The organism is Pedobacter sp. Leaf216 (assembly GCF_001421515.1).
GTDB lineage: Bacteria > Bacteroidota > Bacteroidia > Sphingobacteriales > Sphingobacteriaceae > Pedobacter.
The window spans coordinates 84,604-101,568 of sequence record NZ_LMKM01000008.1 but is presented as its reverse complement, the minus strand read 5'-3'; the positions used below and the strand labels follow the sequence as shown (position 1 = coordinate 101,568).

The 16,965-nt window shown below is 39.9% G+C and carries 8 protein-coding genes; all 8 read left to right on the top strand.

What is annotated here, in order from left to right:
* The first annotated feature begins 211 nt into the window (after positions 1-211).
* The 8 genes from ASE74_RS08005 (at position 212) to ASE74_RS07970 (ending at position 16,751) form a co-directional block, all read left to right on the top strand.
* Positions 212-3,463, top strand: coding sequence for a SusC/RagA family TonB-linked outer membrane protein (locus tag ASE74_RS08005; protein ID WP_082458694.1), 3,252 nt, complete (start codon positions 212-214; stop codon positions 3,461-3,463).
* A 12-nt stretch (positions 3,464-3,475) separates the two neighbouring features.
* Positions 3,476-5,302 (top strand): RagB/SusD family nutrient uptake outer membrane protein, encoded by a 1,827-nt coding sequence (locus ASE74_RS08000; RefSeq protein WP_055906821.1) that lies wholly within the window; start codon positions 3,476-3,478, stop codon positions 5,300-5,302.
* Between the two features lie 392 nt (positions 5,303-5,694).
* Positions 5,695-7,350 carry a polysaccharide lyase family 1 protein gene (locus ASE74_RS07995; RefSeq protein ID WP_055906818.1) on the top strand — a complete coding sequence of 552 codons (1,656 nt, stop codon included), beginning with the start codon at positions 5,695-5,697 and terminating at the stop codon, positions 7,348-7,350.
* 1 nt (position 7,351) lies between these two features.
* Complete coding sequence (locus ASE74_RS07990; RefSeq protein WP_055906815.1) at positions 7,352-8,992, top strand: polysaccharide lyase family 1 protein; 1,641 nt, start codon at positions 7,352-7,354, stop codon at positions 8,990-8,992.
* Between the two features lie 116 nt (positions 8,993-9,108).
* Complete coding sequence (locus tag ASE74_RS07985; RefSeq protein ID WP_055906936.1) at positions 9,109-12,270, top strand: DUF6298 domain-containing protein; 3,162 nt, start codon at positions 9,109-9,111, stop codon at positions 12,268-12,270.
* 1 nt (position 12,271) lies between these two features.
* Complete coding sequence (locus tag ASE74_RS07980) at positions 12,272-13,672, top strand: glycoside hydrolase family 140 protein (protein ID WP_055906812.1); 1,401 nt, start codon at positions 12,272-12,274, stop codon at positions 13,670-13,672.
* Between the two features lie 125 nt (positions 13,673-13,797).
* Positions 13,798-14,727: a glycoside hydrolase family 43 protein gene (locus ASE74_RS07975; RefSeq protein ID WP_235526034.1), complete on the top strand. Its 930-nt coding sequence runs from the start codon at positions 13,798-13,800 to the stop codon at positions 14,725-14,727.
* Between the two features lie 191 nt (positions 14,728-14,918).
* Positions 14,919-16,751 (top strand): hypothetical protein, encoded by a 1,833-nt coding sequence (locus ASE74_RS07970; protein WP_055906809.1) that lies wholly within the window; start codon positions 14,919-14,921, stop codon positions 16,749-16,751.
* Positions 16,752-16,965: the final 214 nt, after the last annotated feature.

Genomic DNA, 16,965 nt, shown 5'->3' with positions numbered 1-16,965 from the left:
TCAAAGTTAATGACTTAGTTTTTCATTAAGCCATATACATCAGGTGAAATACCGAGTATTTCATTACAAACCGTTAACGCCCTCCACTTAAAAAGTTTACAAGTTATTACATCAGTATAATTTTAGCATTTAAAAATGTTGAGAAAAATTGTAGTGTAAAATGGCAGGTTAAATCTGCCGAAAATTGAGTTGAAACTAACCAAATATTAAGATGAAATTAAAATTTTTACGCAAATTTTCATTGTCATTGCTAATTATGATCTTAGCAAGCACTGTAATCTTTGCTCAAGACAGGAAGGTTACCGGTAAAGTGGTAGATCAGGCCGACGGCCAGGGAATCCCTGGAGTAAACGTAAGTTTAAAAGGCGCACCAAGTAATGTAAGTACAAATTCGGATGGGGTTTACACCATTCAGGTAAAATCCAATGCCGATGTACTTGTATTCTCTTATATAGGTTATACCAGGCAAACCATACCAGTTGGTGCACAAAATACCATTAATGTCAAACTTGTTTCAGACAATAAAAATTTAGAGGATGTAGTAGTGGTAGGTTATGGTACCCAGAAAAAAATAACACTAACGGGAGCTGTTTCAACAGTGAACATGAAAGCCATTGAAGATGTGCCAGCCTTATCATTAAGTGCGGCATTGCGCGGCACTGCTCCTGGTTTATCCGTATCAGGAGGTACGCAGCGGCCTGGGCAGGGAACTACCATTCAGGTACGTAACCCGATTGTATATTCTAAAGACAGTCAACAAGGTACAAATCCAATATTTGTAATCGATGATGTAATCAGAACACAAGCAGATTTTGATCTATTGGATCAAAACGTGGTAGAAAGTGTTTCTATCCTAAAAGATGCAGAGGCTGCCATTTATGGTGTTTCTGGTGCCAACGGTGTGGTAATTGTTAGAACCAAAAGAGGAAAGTTAGGTGCCCCACGCATTAATTTTAGCAGCTCGGTAGGTTTTTCTGATGCAACACAATTACCCAAAATGATGTCGGGTTTAGAATTAGGGAATTTTGTAAACGATTATTTAAATGCACAGGTTTATCAGCAAACAAGTGCAGGAGTGCTTACCAATAAAATTGTAAATGCCAATGGTTATATCGAAACTGCTGGCGTGCCTGAACTAACCAGGACCCTTACTCAATGGAATACACCTGATGAATTGGATTATTATTCAAAAAACAACCATAACTGGCTTGCAGATGCATTTAAAACCTCAAATCTTTACCGTCAATCATTAAATATTAGTGGCGGTACCGATAAAGTGACATATTTTGTTGGCGGTGATTATGTTACGCAAAATTCAAACTTTAAAGGGGTAAACTCGAGTAAATATGGTTTACGTGCAAGTATCGATGCTAAATTATCTAAACGTTTAACGGTTTCAGCTTCAGTTAGTGCTGATGTATCCTCTTCAAGAAGTTATTATTATAAATTAAATGGTACTTCAGAGAGTTTAGATAACGATGTGGCAACATTACAGAACATTAATCCCTGGTCTGAATACTTCATTAATGGCAATCCTGTAGTTTTAGGAGCCAGCAATACCGGAGGTTTGGAGAATATCAATTTCTTCCTAATTCAAAACTCAGATAATTTTACAAGTTCAAAATCTTACGTAATGAATATGTTAGGCAAGGTTACTTATGAAATTCCCGGTGTTAAGGGTTTAACGGCAACTGCCACCATCAATAAAAATATTAACAGTTCTAACGGTAAACAATACGGAACAACTTTTAACTATTATAAGTATTCTGGTTTAGGGGCTAACAACCACATTCCGGGAGGCACGCTTCAAGGTGTTTTTCCAATCAAAAATGGCGATAGAATCAGGCTGAATCCAATATTTGCAGATAATTATCAGTTAAATGCTGGTTTAAATTATAATCGGTCATTCGGTAAACACAACATTTCAGCATTAGCCCTTTTTGAACAAAGAGAACTTTCATCAGAAGGCGTTGCAGCACAAGCTGAAGGCATTGTTGCGGGTGGCTTGCCTTACCAAACCTTTACCGTAGGCACACAAACATCAAATCAATCTGGCCAGGTAAGTGAAACAGGTTTTCAGTCTTTAATTACCCGTTTAAATTATGATTATGACAATAAGTACCTTTTGCAACTGGTTTACCGCAGGGATGGAAGTTCGCGTTTTGCCCCTGGTCATAATTGGGGTGGCTTTCCTGCAGCATCAGCAGGCTGGGTAGTTTCTCAGGAAAAATTCTTTAAGGATAATTTCAAATTTATCGACTTATTTAAACTAAGGGCTTCAGTAGGGTTAACCGGTACTGATGCAACTAAAGCCTATCAATACCTGCCATCATATAATTTAGGTACAGGAAGTAGCGGCGGTGCTGTTTTTAATGAGATAGACAGAAGCATCGCGATTAGAACGAATATTGCTATTCCGAATGAGCTGGTAGTGTGGGACAAATACCTGAAAACCAATTATGGTTTCGATTTGGGTATTCTTAAAAATAAATTAACCATTTCCGGAGAATATTTCTGGACACATGGCTATGGCTTATTGTCTACCTTAACCTCATCTGTGCCTGCACTTATTGGGGCGGCGGTACCAACAGAGAATTTTGCGAAGGCAAACATGTTCGGTTACGAATTTAGCGTTTCTTATCGCGATCAGATAGGAAAATTCAACTATAGCTTAACTCCTTTTTATACCTGGAGCGATAATCGGAACATAAAGTATGATGTTTCTACAGCACAGTTAGGCACGATAGACGATAATACAGGGTACTCAAGTGATAGAGGTTATATTGGTTATAAATCTTTAGGGATCATCCGTACGCAGGCAGAAGCTGATGCAATTATTGCACAAAGAATTAACGGATCGGCAGTGCAAAACGATCCTAAAAAGGTTAAAGTACTCAATGATATTTTGCAACCTGGAATGATCAATTATGAAGATGTTAACGGTGATGGTATTATTGATACCAAAGACAGGCAATTTGTTAGCTCCAGACAAAACAACCATAACAATTTGGGGCTAAACTTTAATGTAGGTTATAGTGGCTTAAGTTTAAATGTGGTAATGGGCTTATCATGGGGTGGTAAAACAAGTATTGGCGGCTTAAAACCGAGTGGTACAAGCCCATCGGTATATGGCAACAGGCCAGCCTATTGGGCCGATCATTGGACACCTGCCAATCCTAATGCCGCTTATCCAAATCCATACTTTACCAGTATTTACGAAAATACCGATTTTTGGCTCGTATCTGCCACGCAGTTTAACATTACCAATGCCAACCTGGCCTATACAATACCTAGTAAGTTAACAGAAAAGCTTGGTATAGCAAGTATCAGGGTATTTGCACAGGCTACAAATCCTGTTCAGTTTATTAATCCATTTCCAGGTAAATACAGAGATTTCTCAAGCCCGGTGGGTACATACCCAACGCTTAAAACATATTCATTCGGTTTAAATGTTGGCCTTTAAAAATTAATTGTCATGAAAAAGATTTCAATATTAATAGCATCAGCCTGTTTAGCAACACTTACGTTTAGCTGTAAAAAAGTTCTGGAAAAACAAGATTTAGGTAGCTTTACTGCCGATCAGGTTTACAATGATTCTACCACAACAAAATTAAGTATAGATTATATTTATAGTCAAAATCAACCAGCCTGGTTTGGCAATGTAGGTGGTTTAAGCGCATCTGTAAATTCGCTTTCTGAAGAACAATATGGCGACAATGTATTTGTTAAAGGCACAGCAACAATCGAATCAGTAACCGATTTAGGCAACACAAATACAGCAGGAAACTATGTGAAAATCAGAACCATAAATATGTTTATCAGGGATGTTAACGCGGGTACTTTAGATCCAGCCGTGAAAAATAGATTTATTGCACAGGCATATTTCTGGAGAGCTTTCAGGTATTTTGAATTGGTAAAGCTTTATGGCGGTGTTCCGATTGTGCTGGTTCCGCTTGATGCAGTTGGTGAAGATGCAAAAAAAGCTGCATTGTTACCACGAAATACAACAACCGAAACATTTGCTCAAATTGCAAAGGATTTAGATTCCTGCATTAAATATATTCCTGCCAGATGGCCAAAAAATGATGATTACGGTCGCATAACAAAAGGTGCAGCCCAAGCTTTTAAAGGGCGTGTTCTGCTCACTTTTGCTTCACCGGAATTTAATCCTGGTAATTTAATTTCAAGGTGGCAGGATGCATATACAGCCAATACCCAGGCAATAACCACATTATCTGCCAATGGATTTGGTTTGTATCCTAAATTTGATGTAACCATGTGGACTACTGAAGGCAGTAACGGCGGAAGTACCCCCCGTAACCCTGAAGCAGTTTTAGCAACGCTTTACAATGCGGCAACAACTGATATCGGCCAAAATAATAATACCTATCCAAATGCAACTGTTCCTAAATATATAGGTACCACCGGAGGATCAAATCTTCCAACTTGGGACATGGCACAGGCATTTCCAATGAAAGATGGTAAGGATATAGGTGTATCTACAAAATATCCATATAACCTGGGCACATTTTATAAAGACCGCGATCCGAGATTTGAACAAACAATTGCTTATAACGGCTGTAACTGGCCACTATCTGCCAACCCGAATTACCGTTTGTGGACGTATTATTACAGTAAAAATAACGTATTAACCTCAACAGAAAGCTCTGTTAGTTCAAGTGGTTTATACTTACGAAAAGCCATAGATCCGGCACTTACGCTTGCAACGTTTTTAAATGCAGGTACAGATTGGTTGGAAATCCGCTATGCTGAGGTATTACTGAACCAGGCAGAATGTGCTGCCGAAATTGGCAATATAGGGCAAGGCCAGGAAGCTTATGCCAACATCACAGCAATAAGAAAAAGAGCAGGGATAGAAGCTGGTACAGATGGGCTTTATGGATTAACGGCCGGGCTCAGCGGACCCCAGTTGGTTACAGCCGTAATTAAAGAGCGACAAATAGAACTTGCATTTGAAGGCAAGCGCTTTTGGGATTTAAGACGCCGTAAATTACTGGAAACAGTACTTAATGGTAAAAGAAGAATGGGGGTAACCATTGTATTAAAAAATACCGGCACTAATACCGATTATTTATTAGGCTCGCGTGATGCCGCTGCAAGCACCAATTTGGATGCACTTTACACATCGAGCTTTACCGTAACTACTAAACAATTGGATACCTATAACATCGCCTATCAGCCTGGAGTTTACTTCTTTGGAATTCCCACGGTATCTTTAAATAATAATATCAACTTAGTACAAAACAATACATGGGGTGGAGCTTTCGATCCCTTAAAATAAATGACTAAAACTTTTTGGGGCGGTTTGCTCACCGCCCTGGTTTTTTAAATTTGGTTTGAAAAAGGGAACATTAATTTGTTTCCTTTTTTTTATTCAAGAATGTTACATTTATATATGAATATTATTTCTATCTTGTAACATGGCTGAGAGAATGAATTTAATTTGTTACAGCCATTTTAGCCAATTGATAAGATGATACAATAGCTAGCCAAAATTATACATAAAATAGCCGCTTATTGCGTGCAAATTTGAAAGATAATATACTTTCTAACCAAAATTATTTACAAGGATAGATATAGAAATGAGCCACGATATTCGATATTAAAGATCAGTTTTTCTGCTGAATCAAAAATATTCCGTAACTTCTTTATCTTCCCACGAGCAAACACAAAATGAAAAAGAACTTTTTAAATCTGTTGGCTACAACAGCATTAATCCTCTCGGCAAATTATACCTTTGCACAATATCCGAATATTCCGGCTGACGTTAAAAAATCTTCTGATTCGATGATGAAAGAAGCCTATCATCAATCGGATATAGCATGGGAAAAAGCCAAGCCTATTATTGCAAAAGAAGCAGGTGAAGGCAAACCTTATATTCCATGGGCGGGCCGACCTACAGATTTACCTCAATCTAAATTATTGGCTTTTCCCGGGGCAGAGGGTGGCGGTTCCTACAGTTTTGGTGGCCATGGCGGTAGGGTAATTGTAGTCAAAAATTTAAATGATAAGGGTCCTGGTTCTTTACGCGATGCCTGTGAACAAGGGGGCGCAAGGATTGTAGTTTTCAATGTGGCTGGTATTATCAGGTTAAAAACTCCTTTAATTATCCGTGCCCCATATATTACAATTGCTGGCCAAACAGCACCTGGCGATGGTGTTTGTGTTGCTGGCGAGTCGGTTTGGCTAAATACCCACGATGTTATTGTTCGCTTTATGCGTTTTAGACGAGGCGAAACTTTTGTAGGCCGCCGTGATGATGCCATTGGTGGAAATCCGGTTGGAAACATCATGATCGACCATGTTTCGGCAAGTTGGGGCTTGGATGAAAACATGTCGATGTACCGCCACATGTACAACGATAGTACAGGAAAAACTGAGGAGAAATTAGGAACGGTTAACATTACGATCCAAAATTCAATTTTCTCTGAAGCTTTAGATTATTGGAACCATGCGTTCGGAAGTACTTTAGGTGGCGAAAATTGTGCCTTTGTACGTAACCTTTGGGCCGATAACGGTGCCCGTAACCCATCAATCGGATGGAACGGCATTTTTAACTTCGCCAATAACGTAGTATTTAACTGGAACAACCGCTCAACAGATGGTGGCGATTATACCGCACAATACAACATCATCAACAACTTTTATAAACCTGGTCCGGTTACTGAATTAAAAGACCCGATCAGTTACCGCATTTTAAAGCCAGAATCTGGCCGCAGTAAATTGCCATATGTGGTTTTTGGCAGGGCCTATGTTGCCGGAAATATCATTGATGGCAATGAAAAAGTAACCAAAAACAATTGGGATGGAGGCGTGCAGTTGGAGGATAAAAAAGGAAACCTCATGTCGTATGAGGCTGCAAGTAAGTATTTTGCAGCGATGAAAGCAAAAGATCCGTTTCCGATGCCTAAAATTAGCATCATTCCAACCCTACAAGCTAAAAAATATGTATTGGCAAATGCTGGTGCCACCCTACCAAAAAGAGATCCGGTTGATACCCGTGTAGTTAAGCAGGTTGCTACCGGAAAAATTGAAGTTCATCCTAATGCTAAACCATCTGCTTTTCAATTCGAACACCGCAGGTTACCTGGCGATTCTTATAAACAAGGTATTATAACAGAAGTTTCTCAGGTAGGAGGTTATCCGGAATATAAAGGAGCGCCATATAAAGACAGTGATGATGATGGTATGCCTGATGCCTATGAGTTGAAAAACGGATTAAACCCAAAAGATGCAGCTGATGCCGCAAAGATTACTAAAAGCGGCTATTCCAACATCGAAGTATATTTAAATAGTGTTGTTCCTGTCTCCATTGTAAAGCCTAACTAATATGCGTACCTGGAATTCAATTTTTAGCATAATTGCTTTATGCGGGCTAGGAAATGTTGCTTTTGCGCAATATCCGGTTATCCCTGAGGCAATGGAAAAAAAAGCCGATTCGCTATTAAAAAGCATTGAAGAACAATCAGAACTTCAATTTCTGAAAGTTAAACACATTGTTGATGAAGAGGCTAAACATGGTAAACCTTACATCCCATGGGCGGCCAAACCAAGTGATTTGCCTCAAGCCAAAACGGTTGCCTTTCCTGGTGCAGAAGGTGGTGGTGCTTATTCTTTTGGCGGTAGAGGCGGGAAAGTTTATGTTGTAACCAGTCTTGATGATTCGGGCAAAGGAACCTTACGTGAGGCCTGTGAACAAGGTGGAGCGCGAATTATTGTTTTTAATGTTTCTGGTATTATCCGGTTAAAAACACCATTGATTATCCGTGCACCTTACATTACAATCGCTGGCCAGAGCGCACCTGGTGATGGGGTTTGTGTGGCTGGCGAATCCGTTTGGATCAATACCCATGATGTTGTGATCCGTTACATGCGTTTCCGCCGTGGGGCAACTGATGTTACCCGTAGAGATGATGCAATTGGCGGTAATCCCGTAGGGAATATTATTATCGACCACGTTTCTGCGAGCTGGGGATTAGATGAAAATATGTCCATCTATCGCCATGTTTACGACAAAAAAGACGGTTCCAAACCTGAGAAATTACCAACAGTAAATGTTACCATTCAAAATTCGATTTTTTCTGAAGCTTTAGACACCTATAACCATGCTTTCGGCAGCACCATTGGTGGTTTAAATTCAACTTTTATGCGTAACCTTTGGGCATCAAATATCAGCCGAAATCCATCTGTTGGTATGTATGGCGATTTTGGTTTCGCCAATAACGTGATCTTTAACTGGTGGAACAGAAGTGCAGATGGTGGCGATAATGCTTCGTTTTACAGTTTCATTAATAATTATTACAAACCCGGACCAATTACACCTGCAGGCGAGCCGATTTCTTATCGTATCTTAAAGCCAGAGTCTGGAAGAGACAAAAAATTTGCTAATGAATTTGGCAAGGCTTATGTAACCGGAAACATTATCGAAGGGAATGAAAAAGTAACTAAAAACAACTGGGATGGCGGCATTCAGCCAGAAAGTAAGCGGGATAAGCAAAAGTTATTAGATTCGATAAAAGTGGATAAACCATTGCCTATGGCCAAAGTTTCAATCATCGATACTAAGAAAGCATACGATTATGTGCTGGCTAATGCCGGTGCATCTTTACCTGTTCGCGATGCGGTAGACCAACGCATTGTTAAACAGGTTACAACGGGTAAAATTGAACATGTTGAAGATGGGAAATTGCCTGCTAAACAGAGTTATGTAAAGCGTAGATTACCTGCCGATTCGTATAAAAAAGGAATTATTTCTGATATTGCACAAGTAGGTGGTTACCCGGAATACAAAGGAAAACCGTATGTAGATACAGACCATGACGGAATTCCGGATGCCTGGGAAACCAAAAATGGACTTAATCCAAAAGATGCCAAAGATGCCACAAAACTATCGAAATCTGGTTATGCCAATATTGAAATTTATTTAAATAGCTTGGTCGATATTAATAAGGTGAGGCCAGGTAAAGGTTAAAGACTAAAGCTGAAAGCGCAAAGGCTTGGCAGTCTTATAGCAATTTTGCTTTTCTTGTGTCGTGAAATGAATTCAGGGTGACGCGTGCTTGTAGAAAGTTGATTAAAAAAACATCAATGCCAAAAACTAACCATATATTAAAAACCATACAAATAAAAGCCTTACCGATTTTGGTCATGGCTCTTTTGGCGATTAACTTTTCTTATGCGCAAAAAACAAAGCCTGTTGAGCCTCCAAAGCCGATTTTTAAAGGAAAAGATGGCAAAATGGCTTACACTCCAGATGCGGAAGGAAACCGGATTCCCGATTTTTCTTATGCGGGTTACATGGCGGGCGAAAAAGCGATTCCCAATGCAACAATAAAGGTAGTTGTTCCTGTTTCAAAGGGCGATGCCACTTTAAGAATTCAATCAGCCCTAAATTATGTAGCTAAATTGCCAATCGGTAAAGATGGTTTACGTGGAGCAGTATTTTTAGAAAAAGGCACTTACGAAGTTGCAGGAACATTAAGGTTGTCAGCCTCCGGAGTGGTACTCCGTGGTAGTGGAATGGGCGAAAACGGCACAAAGATTTTTGCAACAGGTTTAGACCGGATTGGCGTAATCAGAATTTTAGGCCAAAAGAATAAGTTGGAAGAAAAAGCTATCGCCATTACTGATCCTTTAGTACCTGTTAATGCAAATAAAGTAACCTTAGCAAGTACCAGCGGATTAAAGGTTGGTGATGAAATTTTGATTCACCGTCCATCAACCAAAGAGTGGATCGAAACGCTAAAAACGGTAGAGTTTGGTGGAGGAGAAAGTGCTTTAGGCTGGAAACCTGGAACAAGAGACATCCATTGGGATAGAAAGATTATCGCCATGAACGGCAATACCATTACTTTTGATGCACCTATTACCACGGCTTTAGATGCTAAGTTTGGTGGAGCAACCATTTCTAAATACAAATGGGAAGGTAGAATTTCACGAACAGGTATCGAAAATCTAAAAATCGAATCAGATTACCATAAGGAAAATAGTAAGGATGAATACCATCGCTGGACAGCCATCTGCGTAGAAAATACCCAGGATGCATGGGTTCGTCAGGTTGTTTTTGAGCATTTTGCCGGCTCTGCCGTTAATGTACTTGAAACCGCTAAAAGAATTACAGTTGAAGATTGTAAATCACTTGCCCCAGTTTCTGAAATTGGTGGTGAACGAAGATTTACATTTTTAACCACTGGTCAGCAAACGCTTTTTCAAAGGTTATACTCAGAATATGGCTACCATGATTTTGCTGTAGGCTTTTGTGCCCCGGGTCCTAATGTTTTTGTACAATGCCAATCTTATTTGCCATTCAGTTTTAGTGGTGCTATTGATAGCTGGGCATCAGGTGTGTTATTCGATATAGTAAATATTGACGGACAGGCCTTAAGTTATTTAAACCGTGGACAAGATGGCCAAGGAGCCGGTTGGGGTGCGGCAAATAGTGTATTCTGGCAATGTAGCGCTGCAAGGGTTGATAATTTTCAACCACCAACAGCACAAAATTGGGCTTTTGGAACCTGGTCGCAATTTGCCGGGAACGGTTATTGGGATATGTCAAACGAACAGATCCAGCCTCGAAGTTTATATTATGCCCAACTTAAAGATAGATTGGGTAATGAAGCAGAAAAACGAAATTTTGTACTTCCTGTAGAAACAGAAGCATCAAGCAGTCCGCCTGTTGATGTAGCTTTAAAACTGACTAAGCTGGCGTATAAACCTGCTTTAACAGTTTCCGAATATATTGATGCCGTAACAGATCGGGATAAAATCATAACCGATGCCGGTTCTGCAAAAAGTATTGATAAAATTGGTCTTGATAAAGTTATTCAACCTGCACTTGCTGATGCAATGACGGTTAAAAACGGCTGGTTGGTGCGTGGCAATGAAGTTGTGGTGGGTAATCGCCAGGATGTTCCCTGGTGGAATGGGAGTGCCCGTCCGTATGGATTGAAAAATACTAAATTTCATATTACGCGTTTCGTTCCTGGCCGTTCAGGCAATGGCTTAACGGATGATTTGGATTCGATCACAGATGCGATGAAAAATGGCACTGTTAAAGTGCTCGATCACAATTACGGCCTTTGGTACGACAGAAGAAGAGATGATCATGAGCGAATCCGCCGTATGGATGGCGAGGTTTGGGCACCTTTTTACGAATTGCCTTTTGCCCGTAGCGGCCAGGATAAAGCCTGGGATGGTTTAAGCAAATACGACATTACCAAATACAATTTATGGTATTGGGACAGGTTAAAGCAATTCGCCAACCTTGCCGATCAAAAAGGCCTGGTTTTAATCCACGAAAATTATTTTCAGCACAACATTATCGAAGCCGGAGCACACTATGCCGACTTTCCATGGCGTACTGCAAACAACATCAACAATACGGGTTTTCCTGAGCCTGTGCCATATGCTGGCGATAAACGCATTTTTATGGCCGAGCAGTTTTACGACATCAGCAATGAGCATCGTAAAGCAATCCATAAGGCTTACATCAGAAAATGCCTGGAAAATTTTAATGGAAATACTGGTGTAATTCAGTTAATCGGTGCCGAATTTACCGGTCCGCTTCATTTCGTTCAATTCTGGATCGATACCATAAAAGAATGGGAGAAAGAAACAGGCAAACACCCAATTATTGGTTTGAGTGTAACAAAAGATGTGCAGGATGCCATTTTAGCCGATCCTGAACGTGCAAGTGTGATTAATTTAATAGATATCAGGTATTGGCATTATCAGGCCGATGGAACAGCTTACGCACCGCAAGGTGGTTTAAGTTTGGCACCGCGACAACATGCCCGTTTGCTAAAACCTAAGAAAACATCTTTCGAAGAAGTTTACCATGCCGTTTCCGAATATAAGAATAAGTTCCCTGAAAAAGCTGTAATGTATTCGGGAGATAGCTTTGATAGTTTTGGATGGGCGATTTTAATGGCAGGTGGTTCTTTATCAAACGTTAACGATATAGATAAAACAGTTTTAAGTGCTGCTTCTTCAATGAAACCTTTTCTTCTTGCAGGTAAATCGGCTAAACAATATGGGCTGGAAAATGCAGGTAAAGCTTATATTTTATACAATGCCTCACCAAATGCAATAGACCTCGATCTAAGTAAAAATACAGGGAAATTCAATGTAAAAGTGCTCAATACCAGAAATGGTAAAGTGCTAAAAGAAGAGAAAATTAATGGAGGTGCAATTGTAAAACTGAATAAAGTGGCAGCAGGCGACGAGGTACTCATCATCAATAAAATTTAATATGAACATTAAATATATACTATATCTACTTGCTTTAGTTTCTTGCCTTGCTTTTGGCTGTAAAAAGAAATTTCATTTTGGGGATAAAAGCCTTTTGGTATCAGAAAACGGAAGATATTTAACCACAGGGGATGGCAAACCCTTCTTTTGGCTTGGCGATACAGGTTGGTTACTTTTCGGGCGTTTAACCCGCGAAGAAGCAAATACCTATCTCGAAGACCGTAAACAAAAGGGCTTTAATGTTATTCAGGTGATGTTATTACATGATGTTCCTTCGAAAAATGTATATGGAGATTCGTCAGTTGTTCATGCTGATGTTTCCAAACCAATGCTCACACCTGACAATAATCCGAAAGATTCCTTGGCTTACGATTATTGGGACCATGTAGATTATATCGTAGATCTGGCCGCAGAAAAAGGTCTTTATATGGCTTTAGTTCCGGTTTGGGGAACCAATGTAAAGGCCAAAAAAGTAAATGAAAAGCAGGCAAAAGCCTATTCAGAGTTTTTAGCCAAACGTTATAAAGAAAAATGGAATATTATCTGGTTAAATGGTGGCGACATTAAAGGGAGTGAAGGTGCGGCTGTTTGGAACACCATCGGCAAAACCTTAAGAGCAAATGATCCGAATCATTTAATTACATTTCATCCAAGAGGCCGTACTGCTTCATCACAGTGGTTTCAAAATGCAAAATGGTGCGATTTCGATATGGTACAGTCAGGCCACCGCCGTTACGACCAAGACACTTCTAAAAATGAGCAACTGCATTATGGAGAGGATAACTGGAAATACATCGAAGCTGATTATAAATTAAAACCAACCAAACCAACTATTGATGGGGAGCCTTCATATGAGGATATTCCACAAGGTTTACATGATACACTGCAACCGCGCTGGACCGATAGCGATGTAAGAAGATATGGTTATTGGTCGGTTTTTGCAGGTGCATTTGGTTATACTTACGGTCACAATTCGGTAATGCAGATGTATAAAAAGACAGATTTAAAACCTGCTTATGGTCCTAAAGATCAATGGATAACGGCAATTAATGCCCCAGGTGCAAAACAGATGCAATACCTGAAAGATTTAATGCTTTCGCACTCTTATTTAGACCGTGTACCCGACCAAACTTTAGTTGCTGGTAAAAATGGAGATAAGTACGAGCGCGTTCTTGCTACAAGAGGCGAAGAGTTTGCAATGTTATACACCTATACTGGTAAAAATTTCAGTGTACAAATGGGTAAAATTGATGGTGACGAAGTAAAAGCTTCATGGTTTGATCCAAGAACAGGAAAAACTACGCCGATTGGAGAGTTTGAAAATAAAGGCATTAAGGAATTTAATCCACCAGGTGAACCTGCAAATGGAAATGACTGGGTATTGGTTTTGGAAGAGATATAGGAGAATAATTCGTCATCTCGAGTGAAGCGCAGCGGAATCGAGAGATCTTTTACAACAACTTTAAAAGATTTCTCCACTTCGGTCGAAATGACGACCAAACGAAAAAAAAATAACTAAAGAAAAAAGTGTTTAAACCCAATTCCATATCATCATTTCGCTTAGCTATAATTGGCCTGCTATTGTGCGGATTAAGTTCCTGTTCAAAACAGGCTTACCTATTTACCTCTTTCCACGAGCCGGCAAACGAAGGGTTAAGGCTTTTATACAGCTATGATGCTTACCATTGGACAGATTTAAATAAAACCTTTTTGAAACCAACAGTAGGTACGCAAAAAGTACTCCGCGATCCGTCAATTGCTCAAGGGCCAGACGGCACTTTCCATTTAGTATGGACTTGCAGTTGGAAGGGTGACAAAGGTTTTGGTTATGCCAGTTCAAAGGATCTGATCAATTGGAGCGAACAAAAATTCCTTCCGGTAATGGAAAGCGAACCAAAAACAATTAATGCTTGGGCACCAGAGATTTTTTACGATAACGAGAAAAAGGAATATATAATCATTTGGGCTTCAACTATACCATTCCGTTTTACTAAAGGAATAGAAGAGGAAGAGAACAACCATCGGATGTACAGCATTACCACGAAAGATTTTGTTAGCTTCTCTAAACCTAAACTATTTCTTGATCCTGGTTTTAGTGTAATTGATGCGGTGATTGTAAAACGCGCTCCTAAAGATTATGTATTGGTACTGAAAGACAATACCCGACCAAACAGGAATTTAAAAGTTGCTTTTGCAAAAGATGCACTGGGGCCTTACCAAAATGTTTCTCAAACTTTTAGTCCGAAATTAACAGAAGGACCAACGGTGGTAAAAGTAAAAAATGATTGGCTGATTTATTTCGATGCCTATGGGCAAAAGATTTATTCTGCCTATAAAACTTCCGATTTTAAGACATTTAAAGATGTAACAGCATCAATTTCAATCCCCGAAGGGCATAAACACGGAACGATTATACAAGTGAAAAGAAAAGTGATAGAGAATTTATTGAAGCATTAACCACAAAGACACAAAAGCACGAAGTAAAGAAATTCGTCATTGCGAACTGAAGTAAGGGGCAGAGCGAGCGTGTAAAGCAATCTATTTAGCAAAAAAGATTGCTTCGTTCCGATCAAGAATCGGAAACTCGCAATGACGCATAAAAGAATAAGATCTAGTGTCTTAGTGTCTTCGTGGTAAAAAATATAAACATGAAAATATTTAAAATACTTTGTATAAGCTTACCACTTGCATTTGCGATAACCACTTCGCATGCGCAAGATACAGTGCGCTATACAGGTAAAACCCTGGTTAATGCAGATTACCATCACGGTCAGCTTTCGCCGGTAATGGGTGTGCATAATATCCAAACTTTCCGTGCGAACAGAGAACACCCTGAACTGGCCGAAAACTTCGGTTGGACTTACAACCATGCCCCAATGCTGGCCTATTGGAACAATAAATTTTACATCGAATACCTGAGTGATAAAGTTGGCGAAAGCATCCCACCAGGTCAAACATTATTACAATCTTCAAATGATGGCTACACCTGGAGCAAGCCGGATGTTATTTTTCCGGTTTACCGAATTCCGGATGGTACAACAAAAGCGGGTAGAACCGATGTAGCTAAAGATTTAGATGCCGTGATGCATCAACGCATGGGCTTTTATGTTTCAAAGAAAAACGTTTTCCTGGCTTTGGGTTTCTATGCGATCAGTTTTGATGCTAAAGACGATCCGAACGATGGCCATGGAATTGGCAGGGCCGTAAGAGAAATTCTGCCAGACGGCAAATACGGACCTATTTATTTTATTCACTACAACCCCGGCTACTCCGAGAAAAACACTAAATACCCATTATACACCAAAAGTAAAAGTAAAGCTTTTATTGAATCTTGTAATGAGTTGTTAGCCAATAAATTAATTACCCAGCAATGGAATGAGGAAGCAGATAGAAAAGATCCGCTAATTACTTTACAAAAGCAATATAAGGCGTTTAGTTACTATCATTTACCTGATGGCAGAGTTGTGGGTTTATGGAAAAATGCCTTAACTGCAATTAGCAATGATAACGGTAAGAGCTGGCCGGAAAATGCTTCCAGGGCACCCGGTTTCGTGAATAGTAACGCCAAAATATGGGGACAGAAAACTTCTGATGGCAACTATGCAACGGTTTATAATCCATCTGAGTACCGATGGCCGCTAGCCATATCAACAAGTAAAAACGGACTCGATTATACCAACCTTCTACTCGTACACGGTGAAATTACGCCAATGCGTTATGGTGGTAACTATAAATCATACGGGCCACAATATGTACGTGGAATTATCGAAGGTAATGGCAAACCTGCTGATGGTAAATTATGGGTAACCTACAGCATGAACAAAGAAGATATTTGGGTTTCTTCTGTGCCAGTACCCCTTAATGATAAAGCAACACAACATGTAAACGATGATTTCGGTAAGATGCCAGCTGATAAAGCACTCGAAACATGGAATGTCTACAGTCCACTTTGGGCCCCTGTTAAGGTTGAAAACGGCGTTTTAGTATTGAAAGACAAAGATCCTTTTGATTATGCCAAAGCTGAAAGGTTTTTTCCAGCAGCAAAAAAAATAATCGCCTCATTTTCTGTTACGCCGAAGCAAAATGACTTCGGTTTATTGGAAATCGAATTGCAGGATGTTAAAGGAACAGCTACCGTGCGCCTTACTTTTGATACCGCAGGAACTTTAAGCGCAAAGGCAGGCGCACGGTATAAAAACTTTATGAAATACGAGGCAGGTAAAAGTTACGACATCAAATTAAAATTAGATGCCTTTATGCGTTTTTACACCATCACTGTAAACGGCAAAGATGTATTAACCAGCCTGGCTTTTCAACCTGTTGCTGATGTTTCCAGAATTGTTTTCCGCACCGGTGATGTTCGTCGTTTTCCTGATGTAGATACACCAGCGGATCAAACCTATGATTTGAAAAATGCCGGGGAAGCAGAGAAGAAGGAAGCCGTTTATTCGATTAAGTATTTAAAAACGGAGGGATTTTAGATGAGAAAGTTTGGAGTTTTGGGTTTGGAGTTTGGAGTTTTCCCATTATTGAGTGCTAAGGCGTTCGGCATTCCGGCCACATCATCGTCAGTACGAGGGGGCAAGGCTCGGCAATCTTTCCTAAGCGTCATTTCGACCGTAGTGGAGAAATCTTTGAACCATGCGGAAATGATTTCTCGGTTTCGCTGCGCTCCATCCGATAGCTATCGGATCG